The organism is Halobacterium yunchengense, assembly GCF_037031165.1.
GTDB classification, from domain to species: domain Archaea; phylum Halobacteriota; class Halobacteria; order Halobacteriales; family Halobacteriaceae; genus Halobacterium; species Halobacterium yunchengense.
This window is the reverse complement of sequence record NZ_JAYEZL010000002.1, coordinates 313,180-334,438: the sequence shown is the minus strand read 5'-3', so window position 1 is coordinate 334,438 and position 21,259 is coordinate 313,180. Positions and strand designations below refer to the sequence as shown.

The following is a 21,259-nucleotide window of genomic DNA, read 5'->3' as shown; positions in this document are numbered from 1 at the left end:
GCCGCCACCCTCGGACCGGCCGGGCCGTCGGAGCCACCACCCACGCACCGGTCGGTGGCGCCGCCACCCACGCACCGGCCGGAACTGCCGCCGGGGACCGATTTAAGCGCCGCGGCGGCGAACTCCGGGCGTGACAGCACTCGACACACCCGACGGGACGCCGGACCTCGATGGTGACACGGCGCTCGTCGCCGCGTCCAGCAGCGGCCTCGGGAAGGCGGCGGCGACCAGCCTCGCGGCCGCCGGCGCGAACGTCGTCCTGAACGGCCGCGACGAGGCCCGCCTCGACGCCGCCGTCGCGGACGTGGACGCGGTCGGCCCCGGAGACGCGGTCGGCCACGCGGCCGACATCACGGACGCCGACGCGGTCGCCGGCCTCGTGGACGCCGCGGCCGAGCGCTTCGGCGGCGTCGACCACCTCGTGTTGAACGCGGGCGACCCGGCCAGCGGCGGCCTCGGCGACGTCGGCGACGACGACTGGTACGAGGCGTTCGACCTCCTGGTGATGAGCGCGGTGCGGCTCGTGCGCGCGGCCCGCCCCCACCTCCTGGACGGCGGCGGCTCCGTCGTCGCCATCACCTCCATCACGGTGCGCCAGCCCGTGCCGGACCTCGTGCTCTCCAGCAGCGTGCGGATGGCCGTCCTCGGGTTCGTGAAGACGCTGTCGCGGTCGCTGGCGCCCGACGTGCGCGCGAACGCGGTGCTGCCCGGGCCCGTGGAGACGCCGGCGCTCCGGGACATCGTGGAGGCGGCCGTCGAGCGCGGCGAGCACGAGACCTACGAGGCGGGGCTGGCGAGCTACTGGCCCGACGACGTCCCGACCGGCGGCGTCGCCCAGCCCGAGGAGCTCGGGGACGTCGTGGCGTTCCTCGCGAGCCCGGCGGCGAGCTACGTCAACGGCGCGTCCCTGCTCGTGGACGGCGGCATCGTCCGGGCCGTGTAGCCCCGTCCGCGGCGGCGCGACCGAGCACGGGCGCCGCCTACGTCCCCTTGCTCCCCCAGCCGAACGCGAGCCAGCCGCCGTCGTTGTGGAGGACCTCGCCGGTGACGTAGTGGTCGCCGGCGACGAGGAACGTCGCGCAGTTGCTGACCTCCTCGAAGGTCCCGAACCGGCCGAGCGGCGTGCGGTTCGTGACGTGCTCCTCGCTGTAGCCGTAGTACGGCCAGTCGCGCTCCTCGGCCTCCTCGCCCCACGGCGCCTCCGCGAGGTCGGTCTTCACGTAGCCCGGCGCGAGCGCGTTCACGTGGACGTCGTACTCGGCGAGTTCGACCGCCAGACACCGCGTGAGGTTCTCGATGCCGGCCTTCGTCGCGTTGTAGGGCGCGCGGCCCTGCACGCCGACGCTCCCGTAGATGCTGGAGACGTTCAGGATGTGGCCGCCGGTCCCCTGCTCGGCCATCTGCTCGCCGGCGACCTGACAGCCGTAGAACGTCCCCGTGAGGTTGACGTCGAGGACGTGCTGCCAGTCCTCGACCGTCTGGTCGAAGACGTGCTTCTCGACGGTGGTGCCGGCGTTGTTCACCATCACGTCCAGCTGGCCGTACTCCTCGACGGCGGCGTCGACGAGCGCCGCCACGTCGGCCTTCTCGCTGACGTCGGCCTCGGCGGCGACGGCCTCGCCGCCCGCCTCCCTGATGGCCTCGGCGGTGTCCTCGGCGCGGTCCTGGGACCGCGAGTTCGTGACGACGTTCGCGCCCTCCGCGGCGAACCCCTCGGCGATAGCGCGGCCGAGGCCGCTGCTGGACCCGGTGACGACGGCGGTCTTGCCGCTGAGCTTCCCGCTCATGGGCGTGGGTCTGCGTGGCACACCTTAGTTCTACTGTCGCCGGAAGGCCGCTCGCGGCTCGCCGCTCGGCGACGGCGCCGTCGCGGCCTCACTCGTAGACCGCTACCGGGTCGCCGAGCACGTCCAGTCGCGGTTCGACCCCGAGGCCCGGGTCGGTTGAGGCCGCCATCGTCCCGCCCGCCGCGGGCGGCGCGCCGTCGGCGGTCGTGACGGCGTTGTAGTTGTGGAAGTCCGTCGCCGCGAACCGCGCGTCGGCGGGCGTGCTGTGCGCGAGGTGCGCGATGGCCGCGGTCGCGACCTCGCTGCCCCACGTGTCCTCGACGATCATCGCGACGCCGAGGTCCGCACAGAGGTCGCGGATCGCCCTGGCGCGCGTGAGCCCGCCGACCTTCGAGATCTTGAGGTTCACGACGTCCATCGCGTCGTCGCCGTAGCCGCGCAGCACGGCGTCGACGCCGGTCATCACCTCGTCGAGGACGAACGGCTTGTCCGTCTGCCGGCGGACCGCCCGGCAGGCCTCGTAGCTGTCGCAGGGCTGTTCGACGTACACGTCGACGTCCGAGACGGCGTCCACGACGCGGACGGCCTCGTGGCGCGTCAGCCCGGTGTTGAAGTCCGCGTCGAGGACGTGGCGGGCCTCGAGTTCGGCGCGCGCCGCGCGGATGCGCTCGGCGTCGGTGACGGGGTCCTCGCCGACCTTCAGCTGGAACGCCCCGTACCCCTGGTCGCGGTAGGTGGCGACGCTGTCGGCCATCTCCGCGGGCGTGCCCTGGGAGATGGCGCGGTAGAGGTCGACCTCGTCGCCGAACCGGCCGCCGAGGAGGTCCGCGACCGGCGCGTCGCGGACCTTCCCGGTGAGGTCCCAGCACGCCACATCGAGGGCGGACTTCACGTAGGGGTGGCCGCGCAGTCGGGCGTCGAGGCGCTCGGCGAGCACCGCCGGCTGCGTGGGGTCCGCGCCGAGGACCTCGTCCGCGAGCTCCGCGACGCCGGCGCGGGCTCCCCTGCCGAACGCCGGCAGGTACGCCGACCCGAGCATCGCCACCTCGCCCCAGCCGGCGACGCCCTCGTCGGTGCGCAGCCGCAGGATGGTGGAGTCGAACTCCGCGTAGGAGTTGCCGCCCGCCCAGTCGTAGGTGCCCTCCGCGATGGGGAGGTCGACGGTGTAGACGTCGATACCGGTGACTTCCATGGTTCGTGCTGACACACCACTCCCGGGGTGAAAAGCCTACGTCTCGCGGCACCGACCCGACACGGACCCGGTGTCGCCGGCGACGCCCCGTCGGTCACCGCACGCAAAGGCGGCCCCGGAGCAAACATTGATGCCGCCGTCCGTGCCTCACAGTGGCATGGCCATCGAGCGCATCGGCGTCCACGAGTCGACGGAGATCGACTTCCCCTTCGACGTGTTCCGCGACGAGCTCGCCGACACCGCCCCCGAGTACGTCCCGGTTCGCGAGGACGGCGGCGCCGACCCCGAGAGCTGCGACGCGTTCGTGACGTTCACCCACCAGGACCGCCTGCTCGAGGCGGACCCGGAGTGGATCCACACCACGCTCGCGGGCGTCGAGGAGTTCCCCTTCGACGAGTACGAGCGCCGCGGCGTCGCGCTCACGAACAGCACGGGCCTGCACGGCGACAGCGTCGGCGACACCGCCGTCGGGTTGATGCTGACGCTGGCGCGGCGCCTCCACGACTTCGTCGCCGCCCAGCAGCGCCGCGAGTGGGCGTTCCCCGACTGGGACGAGGGGTTCACGCTGCCCGGCGAGCGCGCCTGCGTCGTGGGCCTCGGCACCGTCGGCGGCGCCGTCGCAGAGCGCTGTAGCGCGCTGGAGCTGTCGGTCGCGGGCGTCCGGCGCTCCCAGGAGCCCGTCGCGGGCGTCGACGACCTCTACCACCCCGAGGACTTCCACGACGCGGTCGCGGACGCGCGCTTCGTCGTGCTCTGCGTGCCGCTCACGGACGCCACCGAGGACCTCGTGGACGCCGACGCGCTCGCGGCGATGCGCGAGGACGCCTACCTCGTGAACGTCGCGCGCGGCGGCGTCGTCGACGAGGACGCCCTCGTCGAGGCGGTCCGCGGCGGCGAGATCGCGGGCGCCGCCCTCGACGTCTTCGAGGAGGAACCGCTCCCCGAGGACAGCCCGCTCTGGGGCCTCGAGGACGTCGTCGTCACGCCCCACGCCGCCGTCGCGAACGAGTTCTTCTACGAGGACGTCGCCGAACTCGTCCGCGAGAACCTCCGGCGGCTCGCGGCCGGCGAGGACCTCGAGAACCGCGTGGTGTGACTACTCGTCGCCGGCCGCGACCGAGGCGTCCATGCCGGCGAGCGCGTCGACCAGCTGGCTGATGTTGTCGACCGCCTCGTCGACCATCGCGGCGCCCTTCTCGCGGGTGGCCTGCGTCGGGTCGCCGAGGTTGCCGGTGTGCGTGAGCGCGTCCATGCGCTCGGCGGAGAGCGCCCAGCCGACCCTGTTGTCGCCGTAGGCGTCGTAGTCCGTCAGCGGGAGCGCGTCGTCGGGGACGTCGACGGCCTCCGCGCTGTCCATGTCCACGTACTCGGGGAACAGCTCGAGCATCAGGCTCGTCTCGAACTCGGAGGCGTGGAAGGAGACGTCGCTCGTGCGGGCGGCGCGCGCCGCGTCCTCGAACACCGAGACCAGGGGGACGTGGAACGCGCGCATCGCGTGTTCGGTGGTGAGTTCGCGCACCACGACGTCGAGTTCGGGGTCCTGGACGAGGTAGTGGCCGTTCACGAGCAGGACGTTCTCGACGCCCCACTCCGACGCGGAGACGCAGACGTCGCGGACGTAGTGCTGGAACGTCTCGCTGGCGACGGTGAACGTCCCGGGCTTGAACGTGTGGTGGGGGCTGACGCCGTACCAGATCGGTGGCGCGAGCAGGCAGCCCGTGCGCTCGGCGACGCGCTCGGCGATGGCCTCCGGCATGTAGACGTCCACGCCGAGGGGCATGTGGTGGCCGTGCTGTTCGGTGCTCCCCACGGGCAGCAGCATCGTCTGCGTGTCCTCGACGGCGGCCTCGACCTCCCGCCAGGTCATCTCCGCGAGGCGGTACTCGGGGGCCGCCATCAGACGTTGTCCGCGGGCTTGCCGTGGCCCTCCGGGTGCTCGTCGAAGCGGTCGAGCGCGAAGTAGTCGGCGTCCACGAGGTCGGTGTCGCCGTCCACGACGAGGTCCCGCACGATTCGGCCGACCGCCGGCCCGTGCTTGAAGCCGTGGCCGGAGAACCCGCAGGCGAGGAAGCAGCCGTCGGGGCCGGCCTCGTCGAGCACGAAGTCGTGGTCGGGGGTCGTCGAGTAGACGCCGCAGTACTGGCCCTGGATGCCGGCGTCCGCGAGGCCGGGGATGCGCTCGGTGACGACGTCCGTGAGCTCGAGCAGCGTCTCCTCGTCGGGGGTGTCGTCGTAGTCGTCGGGGTCGGTCTCCTCGGTGAGGTAGTGGGTGGCGACGAGGACGTTGTCGCCGAAGTCCGGGCGGAGGTACCACTCGCCGCCGGGCACGCTCGCAGTGGGCGTCAGCTCCGGGAACGCCTCGACGTAGTCGTCGCCGGGGTCGAGGATGACGACCTGCTCGCGCGTCGGCGTGATGGGGACGTCGACGCCGACGTCGGCGGCGAGCTCGGGCGTCCACGGGCCGGCGGCGACGACGACCTCATCGCAGTCGACGCGGCCGTCCTCGGTCTCGACGCCGACGACGCGGCCGTCCTCGGTCGCGATGCCCTCGACTGCGACGCCGGTGACGACGACCGCGCCCGCGTCGGCGGCGGCGCGCGCGAACCCGTTGGCGGCGTCCGCGCCGTCGGAGTACGCCGCGGTGTCGTCGCTCACCGCGAAGTCGAACTCCTCGAGGCCGTCGTACATGGGGTACGCGTCGGGGAGTTCGTCGCCGTCGAGCCACGTCGCGGGGATGTCGCGGTCCCGGAGGGCGTCGTAGCCGGCGGCCGCGTAGTCGCCGGCGGCGGTGCCCTCCTCGCCGAAGCGCACCATCGGGCTGTCCGCGTGCGCGATGGCCTGTCCGGTCTCGGCCTCGAACTCGCGGAAGAACTGGTGGCTCCAGTGGGCCATCTCGGTGTAGATCTCGTCGTCGCCGTAGTGGTGGCGGAGGATTGCCGACGAGTCGCCCGTCGACCCGGCGGCGATGTTGTCCCGTTCGACGAGCGTCACCTCGCGGTCGCTGTCCGCGGCGAGGAAGTACGCGGTGGCGGCGCCGACGAGGCCGCCGCCGACGACGACGGTGTCCGTCCGGTCCGGTAGCTCGGGTATGGCTCCCATGCGAACACCAAGCGGGACTGCGTATTTGGCTCTTGGGCTGGCGACAGCCCTCGCGGTGGCGGGCGGTTGCCGGCCGAACGACTAAGTGACGCCGTCGACGAATACTGTGTATGCCCGACTCCGTGGAGAGCGACGACGACCTCACGACGTCCCCGCAGCGCGACCGCGGCGTCCTCACGCAGAGCGACCGCGAGTTCCTGCTCGGCCGGAAGTCCGATTACACCGAGCAGTCCCGCCGCCAGAAGCGCAGCCGCATCCGGCGGCGCGTCCGCAACGCGGTCCTCGATTTCACCATCCTCTTCGAGCACCTCGACGAGCGCGACCGCGAGATGGTCTTCGACCCCGACGACGAGCACCGAGACGCCTACACGCGCGGCATGACGGACATGCTCGCGTTCCTCCACCTCGGCACGATGGGCTACTACACGCCGTTCAAGCACATGCTCGCGGAGGGCGTCAACCGCGCCGAGCAGGCGCTCGCGGGCTCGGACTACCGGCTCGTCAACGTCGAGTTCAACGTCGACCCCGTCGGCCGCATCGACGTCGACGACGTCGTCGACAAGCTCGAGGACGGGCGGTTCGCGGAGCTCACCGACGAGGAGCTCCAGGCGTTCGTCCGCCTGCTCGGCGAGAGCGACGCGTTCTCCGCGGCGGACCTCCGGGAGGACCTCCGCGACCAGATGTCCTCGTTCGTCGAGAGCGTCGAGGAGGCCCGCCGCCTCCGCGACGAGCGCGCCGAGGAACTGCAGGGAGAGTGACTGCGAGGGAGACAGAGAACCGAAGCCGAGACGGCGCGCCGCGGCGGCGCGCGCGAGGACTTACATGAAGTCGCTGATGCCGAACAGGTACTCCATGACGAAGATGACCGTCAGCACGCCGGCCATCAGCAGCGTCGCGATGGCCGCCAGCGTCGCCGGCGCCGTGTTGTAGAACAGGCTGAACAGCAACAGCGGCATCGTCGTCGTCTCCGGGCCGGAGAGGAACAGCGAGACGATGTACTGGTTGAAGGATAGAATGAACGCGAACACGAACCCGCTCATCAGGCCGGGCTGGATGAGCGGCAGCGTGATACGCGCGTACGACTCCAACTCCGTCGCGCCGAGGTTCTGTGCGGCCTCCTCGAGGGAGTCGTCGTAGTTCTGGAGGCTCGCCCCGATGGTGCGGATGGGGTACGGCAGCGTGAACATCACGTGCCCGAGCAGCAGCGTCCAGAACGACATCTGGATGGCGACGCCGAGGATGTCCCCGAGGCGGTTCAGGAACAACAGCAGCGACAGCCCGACGACGATCCACGGGTAGATCAGCGGCGAGATGAGGATGGTCTCCAGGGTCGTCTGGTACTTGAAGTCGTACCGGACGATGGCGAACGCCGCGAGCGCGCCCAGCACCGTGGAGACGACGCCGGTCGCGAGCGCGAGCTCGAGGCTGTTGTACAGCGCCGACTCGACGCCGAGGAACCCGAGCTGTTCGGGCAGCCCCGTGTAGTGGCTGAACGTGAACCCCTGCGGGGGCCACGTCGCGTACGAGGACTGCTGGAAGGAGATGACCACGACGACCACCAGCGGCGCGAGCAGGAACGCCAGCGTCGCCCACACGAGCAGCCGGTAGCCGACCGACCCCGCGCGGGAGACCAGCCAGTCGAAGCGCATCGACCGGCCGGACTCGTCGGAGGTCGCCATCTCAGACACCCCCCACGCCCTCGAGTTGCTTGAGGACGCGCTGGTAGCCGACGATGACGAGCAGCGCCACCGCCACCAGGATCATCGACATCGCCGACGCGAACGGCCAGTTGCTCGTGGACGTGAACGTCTCCGTGATGACCACCGGGACGACGCGCACGCCGCCGCCGAGCAGCGCCGGCGTGACGTAGGACGCCAGCGACACGACGAACGTGATGAGCACGCCCGCGCTGATGCCGGGCAGCGCCAGCGGCACGAGCACGCGCGCGAACACCGTGAAGCGGTTCGCGCCGAGGTTCTGTGCGGCCTCCTCGAGCTCGCGGGGGATGGTGTGCATCACGTTGATGATCGGGAACACCATGAACGGCAACATCACGTGGGACAGCCCGATGACGATGCCCGTCTCGTTGAACAGCAACTGGGGGGCGTTCTGCTGGGTGACGACGCCGAGTTCCACGAGCGTGGAGTTCACGATGCCCGTGCCGTTCAGCAGGATGAACCAGCCGAACGACCGCACGACCAGGTCGATGGTCAGCGGCGCGAGCGTCGCGATGACGATGAACTTCCCCGTCCAGCCGCCCTTCCGGACGGCCGCGTACGCCAGGGGGAAGCCGAGCACGAAGTCGATGATCGTGACCGCGGTCGCGATCTTGATCGTGCGGACGAGCGTGTCCTGGTAGAGCTGCGTCGTGAACGCGCGCACGTAGTGTTCGAGGGACATCCCCGCCTGGATGGCGCCCTGGTCGTAGGGGTTGAAGCTGTAGCTCAGCAGGATGGCGGTCGGGAACACCATCAGCACCGCGACGACCAGCAGGGTCGGCGAGATGAGCGCGTACTTCCCGACGCGCGTGTTCCGGTACCGCCGGATGACACTCGAGACGCGCTCGTTCGCGCCGGCGAGCGCCGACTCCGACTGTTGTCTACTCACGGCGTGGTCACCCGTGTGCGAGCCGCGTGTCTTCCATGCTCCACGCGAGCACGACGTCGTCGCCGGGCTCGTGGAGGGTGGTCGCGTGCTGGTTCGAGTCGTCGACGACGAGCTCGTGGCCGTAGGCGTCCACGAAGTACCGGACCTTCGACCCGAGGAACAGCCGGCGCTCGACGCGGCCGGCGAGCGTGTTCAGCGAGCCGTCGGTGAACCCGGCCTCGTAGGCGTTGATCTTCTCCGGGCGCACGAACACCGCGCCGCCGCCGTCCGAGGGCACCTCCGCCGCGTTGACGCCGACCTCGGCGTCGTCGATTCCGAGGACGACCGACCCGTCGCCGTTCCGCCGGAGGTCGCCCTCCAGGAAGTTCGTGTCGCCGATGAAGTCCGCGACGAACTCCGAGGCGGGCTCCTCGTACACCTCGATGGGCGAGGCGATCTGCTCGATGCGGCCCTCGTTCATCACCGCGATGCGGTCGGCGATGGTGAGCGCCTCCTCCTGGTTGTGCGTCACGTACAGCGTGGTGATGCCGAGGTCGGCCTGGAGCTCGGTGAGTTCGACCTCGAGCTGGTCGCGGAGCTTCTTGTCGAGCGCGCCGAGCGGCTCGTCCATCAACATCACCTCCGGTTCGATGGCGATGGCCCGCGCCGTGGCGACGCGTTGCTGCTGGCCGCCCGAGAGGTTCCGCGGGTTGCGGTCCTTGAAGCCGCCGAGGTCGACCATGTCCAGTACCTCCTCGATCCGGTCCTGGATCTCGTCCTTCTCGAACCCCTGGCGTTTCAGGCCGAAGGCGATGTTCTCCCCGACGGTCATGTGGGGGAACAGCGCGTAGTCCTGGAACACCATCCCCGTGTCGCGCTTGTGCGTGGGGACGTGCGTGACGTCGTTGCCCGCCAGGGAGATGGTGCCCCTGGTGGGCTGCTCGAAGCCGGCGAGCATCCGCAGCGTCGTGGTCTTCCCCGACCCGGACGGGCCGAGCAACGCCAGCAGCTCGCCGTCCTTCACCTCGAAGGAGACGTCGTCGACAGCGGTCAGGTCGCCGTACTCCTTGGTGACACCGTCGTACCGGATCGCGGCATCCGAGCCGTCAGAGTCCATGATGCGTTGTCAAAGCTGTGTTGGAGCCTAGAACAGTGCGTTGTACCGTTCGGCCCAGTCGTCGCGGTTGTCCCAGATGTAGCCGAAGTCGGGGAACGTGAGCTGGTCGAACTCGTCGGAGGTGGTCGCGCCGAACTCGAGCGCGACGTCGGACACTTCCGCGTCCTCGTGGGTGACACCGCTGCCCATCTGTTCGGACGCGGTCTCCTGGAACCACGGCGAGAGGCACTCGTTGGCGTACACGAGCGCGGCATCCATGTTGTCGGAGTTCCGCGTCACGCCGACGGACTCCGCGAACGCGATGCCGGTCGGCTCCAGGCGGAACAGCGGGTCGATCGGCTGGTCGTCCTGGAACATGTCGAAGACCATGTAGTCCCAGAACAGGTTCAGGGTGTCGACGTTCCCGCCCGCGAGCTGCTGTTTCGCGGACGCGACGCCGCCGTACTCGGAGCTGACGTTCGGCGCGAAGTTCTCCTCCAGCCAGTCGAAGCCGGCGTCGACGTCGAGCTGGGAGTCGAAGGGCTCGCCGGTGGCGATGGCGGAGGCCATCAGCAGGAGGTAGGGGCCGCCGGACCACGAGAACGGCACGGCCGCCGTGGAGTTCGAGTCCTGCATCACCGACGCGTGGGAGTCGGGCGTCGAGTCCCAGAGCTGGGTGTTGATGACCGGCAGCACCTCGCCGACCTCCCAGGACGCGCCGATCCCGTCGTAGTGAACGAACTTGTCGTCGATCTTCTCGATGTGCGGGACGATGTCGGTGTGGTCGGTGAGCGGTTCGAGCCAGTCGTTGTCCGCCGCGCGGTCGAACCCGATGACGTCCGGAATCAGGACGTCCGGCGGGTTGTCGGGGTTGGCCTCGACCTGCGTGAGCTGTTCGGTCGTCACCGCGGTCGTGGTGTTGATGTTGAGGTTGTACTTCTCCTCGACGCGCGGGATGAGGTGTTCCTTGTGGACCGTGGAGATGGCGCCGACGTTCAGCATCACGTTGAGCTCCGCGCCGCCGAAGTCCATGTCGTCGTTCGCCGACGTGGTGCCGTCGTCGCCGTCGTCGCCGTCGTCGCCGTTACCGCCGTCTTCGGTGGTGTCGGGCGCCTCGGTCGTCTCCTCTCCGCTGCCGCCGTCGCCGCCGGTCAGACAGCCGGCGAGGCCGGAGAGGCCGACGGCGCTGGCACCGCCGACCTTCAGGACTGTGCGACGCTTGTGGCTCTCGATACCGGAATCTTTGTCTGGCATTGTCTCTCACCCTGTATTGTTAAAGCCGACATATAAACTTTGGCGTGCCACGACCGGGGCGTCTATACACCTCCGTGCATCTCCCCGGGGCTACCGACCCCTCGTCAGTCCGGCCCGTTCCGCCCGCGGGCCGCGCGGCGCCCCGACCCCCCTCGAACCGCGGAGTCCCCGAGCGTCGCCCTACCACTTCGGCGAACGGCGGTTGGTGACCTTCGGCCGCATCGACCCGACGGCCTCGATGCGCTGCTCGGCCATCTCGTCGGCGACCTCGTTCGTCGGGCGGTCCTCCGCCTCGGCGCGCCGCCCGACCTCGAGCATGCGGTCGTAGATGCCGTCGATCATCGCCGTCGCGCGGTCGTGCTGGTAGCCGCCCTTCCGCAGGAGGTCGGTGTCGTCGATGGTGCGCCCGGAGTTCGCGAGGTAGTCGGGCGCGTACAGGATGCCCTCGTCGCGGAGGCGCCGGCCGTGCGCCTCGGGGTCGTCGAGCTGGTTGTTCGCGGCGCCGCAGACGATGTCGCACTCCAGCTGGGGGATGGTGTCGTCGTTGATCACGAACCCGAGCGCCGACGGCGCGAAGATGTCGCAGTCGAGGCCGTAGACGTCGTGGGGGTCGACCGCCTCCGCGCCGTACTCGTCGACGGCGTAGTCGACGGCCGCCTCGTCGACGTCCGCGACGGTGACGCGCGCGCCGCGGTCGGCGAGGTAGCTGATGATGGCCTCGCCCATGTCGCCGACGCCCTGGACGGCGACGTGGCGGTCCGAGAGGTCGCGGTCGCCGTACGTGAGCTCGCAGCAGGCCTCCATCGCGCGCACGACGCCGAGGCCGCCGCCGTGGTAGCCCTCCGGGTGGTCGAACTGTTCGGGGAGCCCGAGCACGTAGTCGGTCTCCATGTTGATCCAGCGGAGCTCGCGCTCGTCGGTGCCGACGTCGCCGCCCGTGACGAACCGGCCGCCGAAGCTGTCGACCATCCGGCCGTACGAGCGGTACAGCTCCTCGGTGTTGTGGTCGTCGTCGTCGACCCAGATGACGGCCTTCGCGCCGCCCATGTTGATGCCGGAGATGGCGTACTTGTACGTCATCGCCTTCGACAGCCGGAGGACGTCCTCGATGGCCTCCGCCTCGGAGTCGAAGGCGTACCGTCGCGTGCCGCCCGCGGCCGCGCCCAGCGTGGTGTCGTGGATGCCGATGAACCCGCGGAGGCCGGTCTCCTCGTCGCGGAACGCCTTCAGTTCGTCGTGGCCGTGCGTCGCCAGTTGCTCGGTGATGTCGCCCATCGGCCGAGAGGATGTGAGACGGTAACTTAGCTGTTGGGGGGCGCTACCAATACTCACATAACTGCGGCGGGTCGTTACGGGCGGAAAGTCCGGGTGGTGCGTCGGCGGTCCGGGAGCGAGCGCGGCGGCCGCCTACGTCGAAGCCTCCCTGCGCGCGCCGAGGAACTGCGTGACGACCGCCGCGCCGATGGACGTGGTGGCGCCGGTCCGGTCCAGCGGCGGCGCGACCTCCATCAGGTCGGCGCCGCGGACGGCCTCGTGGCTGCCGAGCTGGTAGACGAGCTCGAGCAGCTGCCAGGACTGCAGGCCGCCGGGCGCGGGCGCGCACGTCCCCTCGGCGAGGCCCGCGTCGAGGACGTCGATGTCCACGGAGAGGAAGACCGCCTCGGTGCCGTCGGTCGCGGCCTCCAGCGCGCGGTCGGCCGCGACGTCGACGCCCTTCTTGTGGACGTCGCGCGCGGGGATGACCTCCGCCCCGACCTCGTGCACCCAGTCGAGGTAGTACTTGGAGTTGTGCCAGCCGGAGAGCCCGAGTTCGACGAAGTTCTCGCCGTCGAGCTGGCCCGAGTCGTCCTCGAGCAGCCGCCGGAACGGCGTGCCCGAGGAGAGCTCGCCGCCGTGGGAGTGGCGGACGTCGTGGTGGGCGTCGACGTTGATGACTCCGACCTGGCCGTCGACGGCGTTCATCAGCGCCTTCGCCGTCGGGTAGGTCAGGGAGTGGTCGCCGCCGATGGAGAACGGCACCACGCCGGACTCGGTGACCGCGGTGAGCACGCGCTCGACGCGGTCGTGGGTCTCCTGGACGTCGGTGTGGACGACGTCGACGTCGCCGTAGTCGACCACGTCGATGCCCTCGCTGATGTCCACGTCGATCTCGGGGTTGTAGCACGTGCCGTACGTGATGTCCCCGCGGACGCCCTCCGGCCCGAGGCGCGAGCCGCGCGGGCCGGCGACGCAGGCGGTGTCGAACGGGACGCCGACCAGCCCGACGTCCGCGTCCTCTGCCTCGCGGGCGTCCGTGATGATCTCGCCGACGTTCGTGTCGTACTCGTCGTCCACGCCGACGCTGTACCCCGGATAGGGAGACAGCAGTTCGGCTGCCGCTGGCGGGATGACTCCGGCTGACTGTGCCATGACCAAGCGTAGCGTGGAGCGGGGTATTAGGTGTTGTGACGCCGTGACGGGCTTGCCGGTGGTCGCGGCAGGCGGGGCGGCCGAGAGAAAACTACTTACGCCCCGTGGTAACATACGGCACCTGTATGTCCGAACGGTTAGCTTCTCAGACGGCCATCGTCACCGGGTCGAGCAGCGGCATCGGCGAGCACATCGCACACCGGTTCGCCGCGGAGGGCGCGAACGTCGTCACGAACTCGCGGTCCCAGGACCGCGCCGACGAGACCGCGGCGGCCATCCGGGACGAGGGCGGCGAGGCGGTCGGCGTCGGCGCCGACGTGAGCCAGAAGGCGGACGCCCAGCACCTCGTCGAGCGAGCGCTCGAGGAGTACGGGCGCGTCGACGTGATGGTGAACAACGCCGGCATCGGCCGCATCGCGCCCGTCCTGGAGATGACCGAGGAGGAGTGGCGCAGCGTGATCGACGTCAACCTCAACGGCGTGTTCTTCGGCGCGCAGGCCGCCGGGCAGGCGATGGCCGAGCAGGGCGACGGCGGCCACGTCATCAACGTGTCCAGCATCTTCGGGAGCATCGGCGTGCAGGGCCGCGCGCCCTACAACGCGTCGAAGGGCGGCGTGAACAACCTCACGCGGTGTCTGGCGGTCGAACTCGCCGAGTACGACGTCCACGTGAACGCGCTCGCGCCCGGGTTCATCAAGACCGCCCTCGACGAGCAGACCCGCGAGGAGAAGGCCGAGGACGCCGACGAGGAGAGAGAGCCGTGGCCGCGGTACGGCTACGAGGACCGCGACATCCGCAACCGCACGCCCCTCGACCGGTTCGGCACCGTCGAGGAGATGGGCAACTGCGCGGTGTTCCTCGCCAGCGGCGACCACTACATGACCGGCGAGGTGCTGCACGCCGACGGCGGCTGGCTCGCGTTCGGCTGGGGGAGCAAGGAGCGGTAACCCGCCGCCTAACGCTCGCGGTTCGCGGGCGTCGCAGGCCGTCGGCGTCACTGACCGAGTGGGAGACCGTCGACCCGCGCGCCTACTCGTACGCGCAGCAGTAGTCGACGACGTCGTCGGCGACGAACTCGAAGGCGGTGTCCGCGGGCACGGTGACCTCGTCGCCGGCCGCGAACTCGACGGTGCCGTCGGGGAGCTCGAGGCGGCCGCTGCCGGCGAGCACCTCGATGCGTTCGGTGGTCTCGGTCTCGAACTCGTAGCTGCCGGGCAGGACGACGCCGAGCGTGTACCGGTCGCCGTCGGCGGTGAGTTCGCGGCTGGTCACCCTGCCGTCGTAGTAGACGTTCGCCCGCTTCTGTACGGTCGCGTCCTCGAAGGCGTCGGCTGCCATACGTCTACCTCCCACACGAGGCTGTTAAGTGTTACCACGGCGCGCCGGAACGCCCAAGACCACCCCCGGTGTTGTGTGAATCGTGACCACGGCTCTCGGCATCGCGCTCGCCGTCGCCGGCGCCGCCGGCTGGGCGCTCCAGTACGTCTGCATCCGCGTGGCCACCGACCACGAGCACGGGACCGTCGCCGCCGCGATGGTCGTCGGCCTCGCGACCAACGTCGCGCTCGTCGTCCCCCTGGTCGCGGTCTGGTACTACCCCGACTACGGGCTGACGCCGCTCGCGGTCGCCGCGTTCGCCGCCGCCGGCCTCGCGGGGTCGCTGATCGCCCGCCTCGCGCAGTTCGCGTCGACGACGACCATCGGCGCGTCACGCACCGCCCCCGTCGTCTCCACGACCGCGCTGTTCTCCGCGGTGTTCGCGGTGGCGTTCCTCGGCGAGACCCTCTCGGCCGTCCACGCGGCCGGCATCGTGCTCGTCGTCGCCGGCGTCGCGGTCATCTCCTACGACACCGCCCGGGACGGCGACGAGGCGTCCCTTCGCGAGGCGGGCGCGGCGCTCGTCCTCCCGCTGGTCTCCGCGCTCGCGCTCGGCGTCGAACCCGTGTTCGTGAAGACCGGGCTCGCCGAGGGCGCGTCGCCGTTCGTCGGCCTCGCCGTCATGGCCTCGGCGGCGACCCTCGGGTACGGCGGCTACGCGCGCCGGACGCGCGCCGTCACGCTGCCCGACCTCCGCGGCGGCCCGATGGCGTGGTACGTCGGCTGCGGCGTCGCGTCGACGCTCGCGCTCGCCGGCTACTTCGCGGCGCTGTCGCTGCTGCCCGTCGTCGTGGTCGTCCCCATCTTCCAGACCGCGCCGCTGCTCGTGCTCGTGTTCTCGGCGGTCCTGCTGCCGCGGCGCCTCGAGCGCGTCACCCCCAGGCTCGTCGGCGCCGCCGCGGTGGTCGTCGTCGGCACCACCGTCGTCTCGCTGTCCACGTAGCTACGCGACCACGGCCTCGACCGCGCTCGCCGCCGCCAGTACCGCCTCGTCCCGTCCGGGTTCGCCGAGCAACTGCAGGCCGACGGGCAGCCCCCGGACCCGACCGCAGGGCACCGAGACCGCCGGCGCGCCCACGAGGTTCGCCTGCCGGACGTTCACCGACAGCGGCGGCCCGTCGAAGTCCCGCGCGGACCGCTCCGCCGCGGACAGCGGCCACTCGCCGACGGCGGGCGCCGTCACCGGCATCGTCGGCGCCAGCAGCGCGTCGTGGTCCCCGAGGGCGGTCCGGTAGCCGTCCGCGAACCGCCGGACCTCCGCGAGCGCGCGGTCGTAGACGCTGCCGCCCGAGGCGGCGAGCAGCGCCGCGCCGTCGAGGGCGTTCTCCACGACGCGGTCGTAAAACGACGCGTCGCCGTCCGCGAGCGCGGCCGCCGCGGCCCGGTGCCAGGCGTCGTCGACGCTCACGCCGCCCAGCGGCGCGAAGCCGGCGGCGACGGCGGCCGCGAACTCGACGTTCGCGACGGCGTCCCACGCGTACGCGGTCTCGTCGAACCGCGGCACGGAGACGTGCTCGACGGTCGCGCCCGCGGCCTCGAGGGCGTCGGCCGCGCGCTCGACGCGCCCCCTGACCGCCGGGCCGACGTGCTCGCCGAGGAACTCCTCGGCGAGGCCGAACGAGCAGTCCGCGACGGCCGGCGGCGCCCCGGCGGCGTCCGCGAGGGCGCCCGGCGAGCGCCCCGCTGTCGCCGGGTCGAGCGGGTGGGAGCCAGCGACCGCGTCCGCCACCGCCGCGGCGGTCTCGACCGAGGCGGCGAGCACGCCGACCTGGTCCAGCGACGCCGCGAGCGGGACGACGCCGGCCCGCGGCACCGCGCCGAACGACGGCTTGTAGCCGACGACGCCGCAGAACGACGCCGGGATGCGGACGCTGCCGCCAGTGTCCGTGCCGAGCGCGGCGTCCGCGACCCCCGCCGCGACCGCCGCGCCGCTGCCCGCGGAGGACCCGCCGGCGACGTGCGCGTCGCCGCGGGGGTTCCGCGTCGGCCCGAAGCCGCCCGTCTCACCGGTCGGCCCGTACGCGAGCTCGTCCATGTTCGTCTTCCCCGTGACGGTCGCGCCGGCGTCCAGCAGGCGGTCGACGACGGGCGCGTGCCGGCCGGGTTCGGCGTCCGCGAACGCGCTCGCGCCCGCCGTGAGGGGGACGCCCGCGACGGCGACGTTGTCCTTCACCGCGACGTCCAGGCCGGCGAGCGGGCCGTCGTCGGCGCCCGCGAGGTCGAACGTCGCGGTGAACGCGTTGAACTCGTCGTCGCTCACGTCCGGGTCGAGTGTCACGGCCACGGGCTGGCGCGCGGGCGGCGCGTCCGCGGGCGGGAGCGCGCCGTACGTGCGCGCCGCGGGCACGTCCCCGGGGTCGGCGCCGAGCAGCGCGGCGACCACCCGGCGCTGGTCGAAGTCGGGCATACGCGAACCGTTCGGCGGCGGGAAGATAAGCGTTCGCTCGCCGCGGGGCCCGCGAGCGCTCGGCCGCCGCGGAGCGCCCGCACCTACAGGTCGACGGCGGCGACGCGCTCGACGGACTCGGCGAGCACGTCCACCGCGATCGGGAGCGAGCGCTCGTCGACGTCGAACGTCGGCGTGTGGTGGTCGCCGGGGTGGTCGGTGCCGACGATGGCGTACGTCGCGAGGCCGCCCTGTTCCTGGACGGCCTCCATGAGGTACGTCGCGTCCTCGCTTGCGCCGAAGTCGGCGTGCTGGACGGCGCTGGTCACGCGGTCGTCGCGGTCGGCGGTGTCCGCGACGAGCGCAGCGAGCTCGGGGTCGCTGTCCGCGCGCGGCGACGCGCTGACCACGTCGAAGTCGACGCTGCAGCCGTGCATCCCGGCGGCCGCCTCGAACGTCCGCCGGAGTTCGTCGCGGGCGTACTCCATCAGTTCGGTCGTCTCGCCCCTCGCTTCGGCGAGCAGGTCGACGCGCTCGGCGACCACGTTGCTCGCGGAGCCGCCCTCGACGCGGCCGACGTTCACGCGCGTCATGCCGTCGGCGTGCCGCGGGATCCCGTACGCGTTCTGGATGGCGGTCGCCGCCGCCTGGACCGCGTTGTCGCCCTCGTTCGGTTCCTTGCCGGCGTGGGCGGACGTGCCGCGGAACGTCGCCTCCACGTGGCACATCGCCAGCGGCTTCTCGATGCCGCCGACGACCTCGCCGGTGGGGTGGCCGAGGCCGAGGTGGACCGCGAACAGGTAGTCGATGCCGTCGACGTGGGCGCTTTCGGCCATCGGCTTCCCGCCGCCCGAGGCCTCCTCGGCGGGCTGGAAGAACACGGTCAGCGTCCCGTCGAAGTCGCCGTCCGTGACCGCCTCGATGACGCCGACGCCGACGGTCGTGTGGCCGTCGTGGCCGCAGGCGTGCATCGACTCGGCGTACTCGGAGGCGAATCCCTCGCGAGCGGGCGCGTGGCCGTCCTCGCGGGCCTCCTCGACGAGAAGGCCGTCGACGTCCACGCGCAGGCCGACGTGGGGGCCGTCCCCGCACTCGACGCGCGCGACGGCGCCCGTGTAGCCGCCCGCCAGGTCCGCGAGCACGTCCTCGTCGACGCCCGCCTCTCGCGCGCGGTCGAACCACGCCGCGAGTTCGTCGTCGTCCGGGACCGCCATGCGCTCGTCGGGGTCCATCGCCGCGCGGCCGACGTGGAGCTCGTCGACGCCGACCGACCGGAGCTCCTCGACGAGCCGGCAGGTCGTGCGGAACTCCCGCCACGCCGGCTCCGGGTAGCGGTGGAGCTCGCGGCGCAGCGACCGGAGGCGGTCGGGGTCGGCGCGCGTCCCGCGGTCAGTGCCGGGCATGCTCGCGCGCGGTCGCGGCGACCGCGTCGGCGATGATCTCCGTGCCGACCTCGGCCTGCCGCTGGGTGAGCACGAGCGGCGGCAGCAGCCGGACGACGTTGCTGTGCTGGCCCGCGGTCCAGACGAGCACGCCGTGCTGGTAGCAGTACTCCTGGATGGCCGACACGCGGTCCTCGTCGGGCTCGCCGTCCTCGTCGACGAACTCCGCGCCGACGAACAGGCCCTTCCCGCGCACGTCCCCGAGGCCGGGGTCGTCCTCGGCGGCCTCGCGGAGGCGGCTGCGGATGTAGTCGCCGACCTCCGTGGCGTGGTCGAGGAGGTCGTGGGCCTGGATGTACTCGATGGCGCGCACGCCGCCGATCATCGCCGTGGCGTGGCCGCGGTACGTGCCGGCGTGGTCGCCCGGCCCCCACGTGTCGAGGTCCTCGCGGTAGAGCGTCCCCGAGAGGGGGAGGCCGTTCCCGCCGAGCGCCTTCGCCATCGTCATCACGTCCGGCGTGACGTCGTAGTGCTCGCCGCCCCACCACTCGCCGGTGCGGCCCATGCCGACCTGGATCTCGTCGAAGACCAGCGGCAGGTCGTTGTCGTCGGCGACGTCGCGGAGCCCCTGCAGGAAGCCCTCCGGCGGCACGACGACGCCGCCCTCGCCCTGGATGGGTTCGACGAAGATGCCCGCCGGGTCGGCGAGCCCGCCGTAGGGGTCCTCGACGATGGACTGGACCTCCTCGAGGGCGCGGTCGACCGACTCCTCGGGGCTGCGTCCCTCCTGGAACGGGTGGGGGAACGGCGCGTGCACGACGTCCGGCAGCAACGGCGCGTACGGCTGCTTGAACTTCTTGTTCGACGTGAGGCTCATCGCGCCCGACGTGGCGCCGTGGTAGGCGTTCCGGAACGCCACGAGGCCGTTCCCGCCGGTGTTGTACTTCGCGAGCTTGATGGAGGCCTCGACGGCGTCGCTGCCCGTCGGCCCGCCGAAGACGACGCGGTTGTTCCCCTGGAGGTCGCCGGGCGCGATCTCGTCGAGTTTCTCGATGAGTGCGAGGCGCGGCTCCGTCGGGAAGTCGACGCTGTGCGTCAGCTTGTCGAGTTGCTCGTGGACGGCCTCGTTCACGTAGGGGTTGGCGTGCCCGACGTTGTAGACGCCGATGCCCGCGAAGAAGTCCAGGAAGACGTTGCCGTCGACGTCCTTCAGCGTGGCGCCCTTCCCCTCGTCGAAGCCGAGGGGGATGTTGTTCGGGTACGCGACCGCGCTGGAGTCGATGGCCTCCTGGGTCTCGAGGAGGCGCCGGGAGTTCGGGCCGGGGACGTCCCCGTCGACGGACGGTTCCTGCGCGAAGTGGAGTTCGTCGATTGGTGGTCCAGCCATACGTGGCCGAATGGGACACACCCACAAATAGGTTGTTCACAGGAACCACTGTGCGCGTCGACAGAAACTGACCGCTCCGCGCAAGGTTTATGCGAACAGTCCGCGAGGTGGGAGACGAGATGAGCGAGCTCGCCCCGTTCCCGAGCAGCGAGTACGAGCGACGCGTCGACCGGACCCGCGAGCGGATGCGCGAGGCCGGCCTCGACGCGCTCTGGGTGACCGACCCGGCGAACATGAACTACCTCACCGGCTACGAGTCGTGGTCGTTCTACGTCCACCAGGGCGTGCTCGTCACCCACGACCACGACCCCGTCTGGGTCGGCCGCGAGATGGACGCGAAGTCCGCGGAGGCGACGACGTACCTCGACGACGACCACGTCCGCTCGTACACCGACGACTACGTCCAGTCACCCCACGACAAGCACCCGATGGACTACGTCGCGGACGTCGTCGCGGACGTCGGTTACGACGACCGGTCCCTCGGCGTGGAGATGGACGCCTACTACTACACCGCGCGCGCCCACCAGCGGCTCACCGACCAGCTCCCGGCCGCGGACGTCTCGGACGCGACGCTGCTCGTGAACTGGGTGCGCCTCCACAAGTCCGACGCCGAGATCGAGTACATGCGGGACGCCGCCGCGCTCGCCGAGACGGGGATGCAGGCGGCCGTCGACACCATCGGGGAGGGCGTCCGCGAGTCCGACGCGGCGGCCGCCATCTACGGGGGGCTCATCGGCGGCACCGACGAGTTCGGCGGCCAGTACCCCGCCATCGTCCCCCTGATGCCCTCGGGCGACTACACGGGGACGCCGCACCTCTCGTGGTCGGACCGCGAGTTCGCGGCCGGCGACCCCGTCATCGTCGAACTCGCGGGCTGCCGGCACCGCTACCACTGCCCGATGGCGCGCACGCTCTCGGTCGGCGAGCCCAGCGACGAGATGGCGGACGTCGCGGAGGTCGTCCGGATCGGCCTCCAGGACGCCCTCGACGCCGTCGAGCCCGGCGTCACCGCCGAGGAGGTCGAGGGCGTCTGGAGCGAGTCCATCGCGCAACACGGCGTCGAGAAGGACTCCCGGCTCGGGTACGCGACCGGCGTCGGCTACCCGCCGGACTGGGGCGAGCACACCGTGAGCCTGCGGCCCGGCGACGACACGGTGCTCGAGGAGGGGATGACGTTCCACATGATACCGGGCATCTGGTACGACGAGTTCGGCGTCGAGATCAGCGAGACGTTCCGCGTGACCGGCGACGGCGCGGAGACGCTCGCGGACTTCGACCGCGACCTCTTCGTCGTCTAGGCGGCG

General features: G+C 71.3%; 20 protein-coding genes. 6 read left to right on the top strand and 14 right to left on the bottom strand.

The genetic code is table 11. From position 1 onward, the window contains the following. The first annotated feature begins 130 nt into the window (after positions 1 to 130). Positions 131 to 943: an SDR family oxidoreductase gene (locus tag U5911_RS06895; protein WP_336036221.1), complete on the top strand. Its 813-nt coding sequence runs from the start codon at positions 131 to 133 to the stop codon at positions 941 to 943. Between the two features lie 37 nt (positions 944 to 980). Here U5911_RS06895 and U5911_RS06890 read toward each other — a convergent pair whose 3' ends face one another. Next, positions 981 to 1,787: an SDR family NAD(P)-dependent oxidoreductase gene (locus tag U5911_RS06890; protein WP_336036220.1), complete on the bottom strand. Its 807-nt coding sequence runs from the start codon at positions 1,785 to 1,787 to the stop codon at positions 981 to 983. An 88-nt stretch (positions 1,788 to 1,875) separates the two neighbouring features. After that, entirely contained in the window at positions 1,876 to 2,979 is a 1,104-nt protein-coding gene (locus tag U5911_RS06885; RefSeq protein ID WP_336036219.1) for a cis-3-hydroxy-L-proline dehydratase, read from the bottom strand. Positions 2,980 to 3,136: 157 nt separating this feature from the next. Between U5911_RS06885 and ddh the strand changes: the two genes are divergently transcribed. Beyond that, the gene (ddh, locus tag U5911_RS06880) at positions 3,137 to 4,075 is read left to right on the top strand and encodes a D-2-hydroxyacid dehydrogenase (protein ID WP_336036218.1); all 939 of its coding nucleotides are present in this window, start codon (positions 3,137 to 3,139) and stop codon (positions 4,073 to 4,075) included. Here ddh and U5911_RS06875 read toward each other — a convergent pair whose 3' ends face one another. Together U5911_RS06875 and U5911_RS06870 are read right to left on the bottom strand one after the other, a co-directional pair. Then, positions 4,076 to 4,876 carry a creatininase family protein gene (locus U5911_RS06875; protein ID WP_336036217.1) on the bottom strand — a complete coding sequence of 267 codons (801 nt, stop codon included), beginning with the start codon at positions 4,874 to 4,876 and terminating at the stop codon, positions 4,076 to 4,078. Beyond that, complete coding sequence (locus U5911_RS06870; RefSeq protein ID WP_336036216.1) at positions 4,876 to 6,078, bottom strand: NAD(P)/FAD-dependent oxidoreductase; 1,203 nt, start codon at positions 6,076 to 6,078, stop codon at positions 4,876 to 4,878. The genes U5911_RS06875 and U5911_RS06870 overlap by 1 nt, the downstream gene beginning before the upstream one ends. A gap of 110 nt (positions 6,079 to 6,188) precedes the next feature. On the opposite strand from U5911_RS06870, the gene U5911_RS06865 reads away from it, so the two are divergent. Then, positions 6,189 to 6,836 (top strand): DUF8102 family protein, encoded by a 648-nt coding sequence (locus U5911_RS06865; RefSeq protein ID WP_336036215.1) that lies wholly within the window; start codon positions 6,189 to 6,191, stop codon positions 6,834 to 6,836. 60 nt (positions 6,837 to 6,896) lie between these two features. Here U5911_RS06865 and U5911_RS06860 read toward each other — a convergent pair whose 3' ends face one another. From U5911_RS06860 to U5911_RS06835, 6 genes are all read right to left on the bottom strand, one after another. Then, the gene (locus U5911_RS06860; RefSeq protein WP_336036214.1) at positions 6,897 to 7,757 is read right to left on the bottom strand and encodes an ABC transporter permease; all 861 of its coding nucleotides are present in this window, start codon (positions 7,755 to 7,757) and stop codon (positions 6,897 to 6,899) included. A gap of 1 nt (position 7,758) precedes the next feature. Beyond that, positions 7,759 to 8,685, bottom strand: a complete 927-nt coding sequence (locus tag U5911_RS06855) for an ABC transporter permease (RefSeq protein ID WP_336036213.1) — start codon at positions 8,683 to 8,685, stop codon at positions 7,759 to 7,761. Between the two features lie 7 nt (positions 8,686 to 8,692). Next, complete coding sequence (locus U5911_RS06850) at positions 8,693 to 9,781, bottom strand: ABC transporter ATP-binding protein (protein WP_336036212.1); 1,089 nt, start codon at positions 9,779 to 9,781, stop codon at positions 8,693 to 8,695. A gap of 27 nt (positions 9,782 to 9,808) precedes the next feature. Next, positions 9,809 to 11,014 (bottom strand): type 2 periplasmic-binding domain-containing protein, encoded by a 1,206-nt coding sequence (locus U5911_RS06845; protein WP_336036211.1) that lies wholly within the window; start codon positions 11,012 to 11,014, stop codon positions 9,809 to 9,811. A gap of 180 nt (positions 11,015 to 11,194) precedes the next feature. After that, positions 11,195 to 12,289, bottom strand: a complete 1,095-nt coding sequence (locus tag U5911_RS06840) for a Leu/Phe/Val dehydrogenase (RefSeq protein ID WP_336036210.1) — start codon at positions 12,287 to 12,289, stop codon at positions 11,195 to 11,197. Between the two features lie 132 nt (positions 12,290 to 12,421). After that, entirely contained in the window at positions 12,422 to 13,423 is a 1,002-nt protein-coding gene (locus U5911_RS06835) for an agmatinase family protein (RefSeq protein WP_336036209.1), read from the bottom strand. 125 nt (positions 13,424 to 13,548) lie between these two features. Here U5911_RS06835 and U5911_RS06830 point away from each other — a divergent pair, with 125 nt between their 5' ends. Beyond that, entirely contained in the window at positions 13,549 to 14,370 is an 822-nt protein-coding gene (locus tag U5911_RS06830; RefSeq protein ID WP_336036208.1) for an SDR family NAD(P)-dependent oxidoreductase, read from the top strand. Positions 14,371 to 14,452: 82 nt separating this feature from the next. Here the strand turns inward: U5911_RS06830 and U5911_RS06825 are convergent, their stop codons facing one another. Next, positions 14,453 to 14,761, bottom strand: coding sequence for a pyrimidine/purine nucleoside phosphorylase (locus U5911_RS06825; protein ID WP_336036207.1), 309 nt, complete (start codon positions 14,759 to 14,761; stop codon positions 14,453 to 14,455). 82 nt (positions 14,762 to 14,843) lie between these two features. On the opposite strand from U5911_RS06825, the gene U5911_RS06820 reads away from it, so the two are divergent. Next, positions 14,844 to 15,743, top strand: coding sequence for a DMT family transporter (locus U5911_RS06820; RefSeq protein ID WP_336036206.1), 900 nt, complete (start codon positions 14,844 to 14,846; stop codon positions 15,741 to 15,743). Here U5911_RS06820 and U5911_RS06815 read toward each other — a convergent pair whose 3' ends face one another. The 3 genes from U5911_RS06815 to U5911_RS06805 form a co-directional block, all read right to left on the bottom strand. Continuing rightward, positions 15,744 to 17,207 carry an amidase gene (locus tag U5911_RS06815; RefSeq protein ID WP_336036205.1) on the bottom strand — a complete coding sequence of 488 codons (1,464 nt, stop codon included), beginning with the start codon at positions 17,205 to 17,207 and terminating at the stop codon, positions 15,744 to 15,746. It abuts the gene before it with no gap. An 83-nt stretch (positions 17,208 to 17,290) separates the two neighbouring features. Then, a complete protein-coding gene (locus tag U5911_RS06810) occupies positions 17,291 to 18,589 on the bottom strand; it encodes an amidohydrolase (protein WP_336036204.1) in 1,299 nt (432 codons plus the stop codon). Continuing rightward, on the bottom strand, positions 18,576 to 19,955 hold the full coding sequence (locus U5911_RS06805; protein ID WP_336036203.1) for an aspartate aminotransferase family protein: 1,380 nt from the start codon (positions 19,953 to 19,955) through the stop codon (positions 18,576 to 18,578). The genes U5911_RS06810 and U5911_RS06805 overlap by 14 nt, the downstream gene beginning before the upstream one ends. Before the next feature lie 119 nt (positions 19,956 to 20,074). On the opposite strand from U5911_RS06805, the gene U5911_RS06800 reads away from it, so the two are divergent. Then, the gene (locus tag U5911_RS06800) at positions 20,075 to 21,253 is read left to right on the top strand and encodes a M24 family metallopeptidase (protein WP_336036202.1); all 1,179 of its coding nucleotides are present in this window, start codon (positions 20,075 to 20,077) and stop codon (positions 21,251 to 21,253) included. Positions 21,254 to 21,259 lie beyond the last annotated feature (6 nt).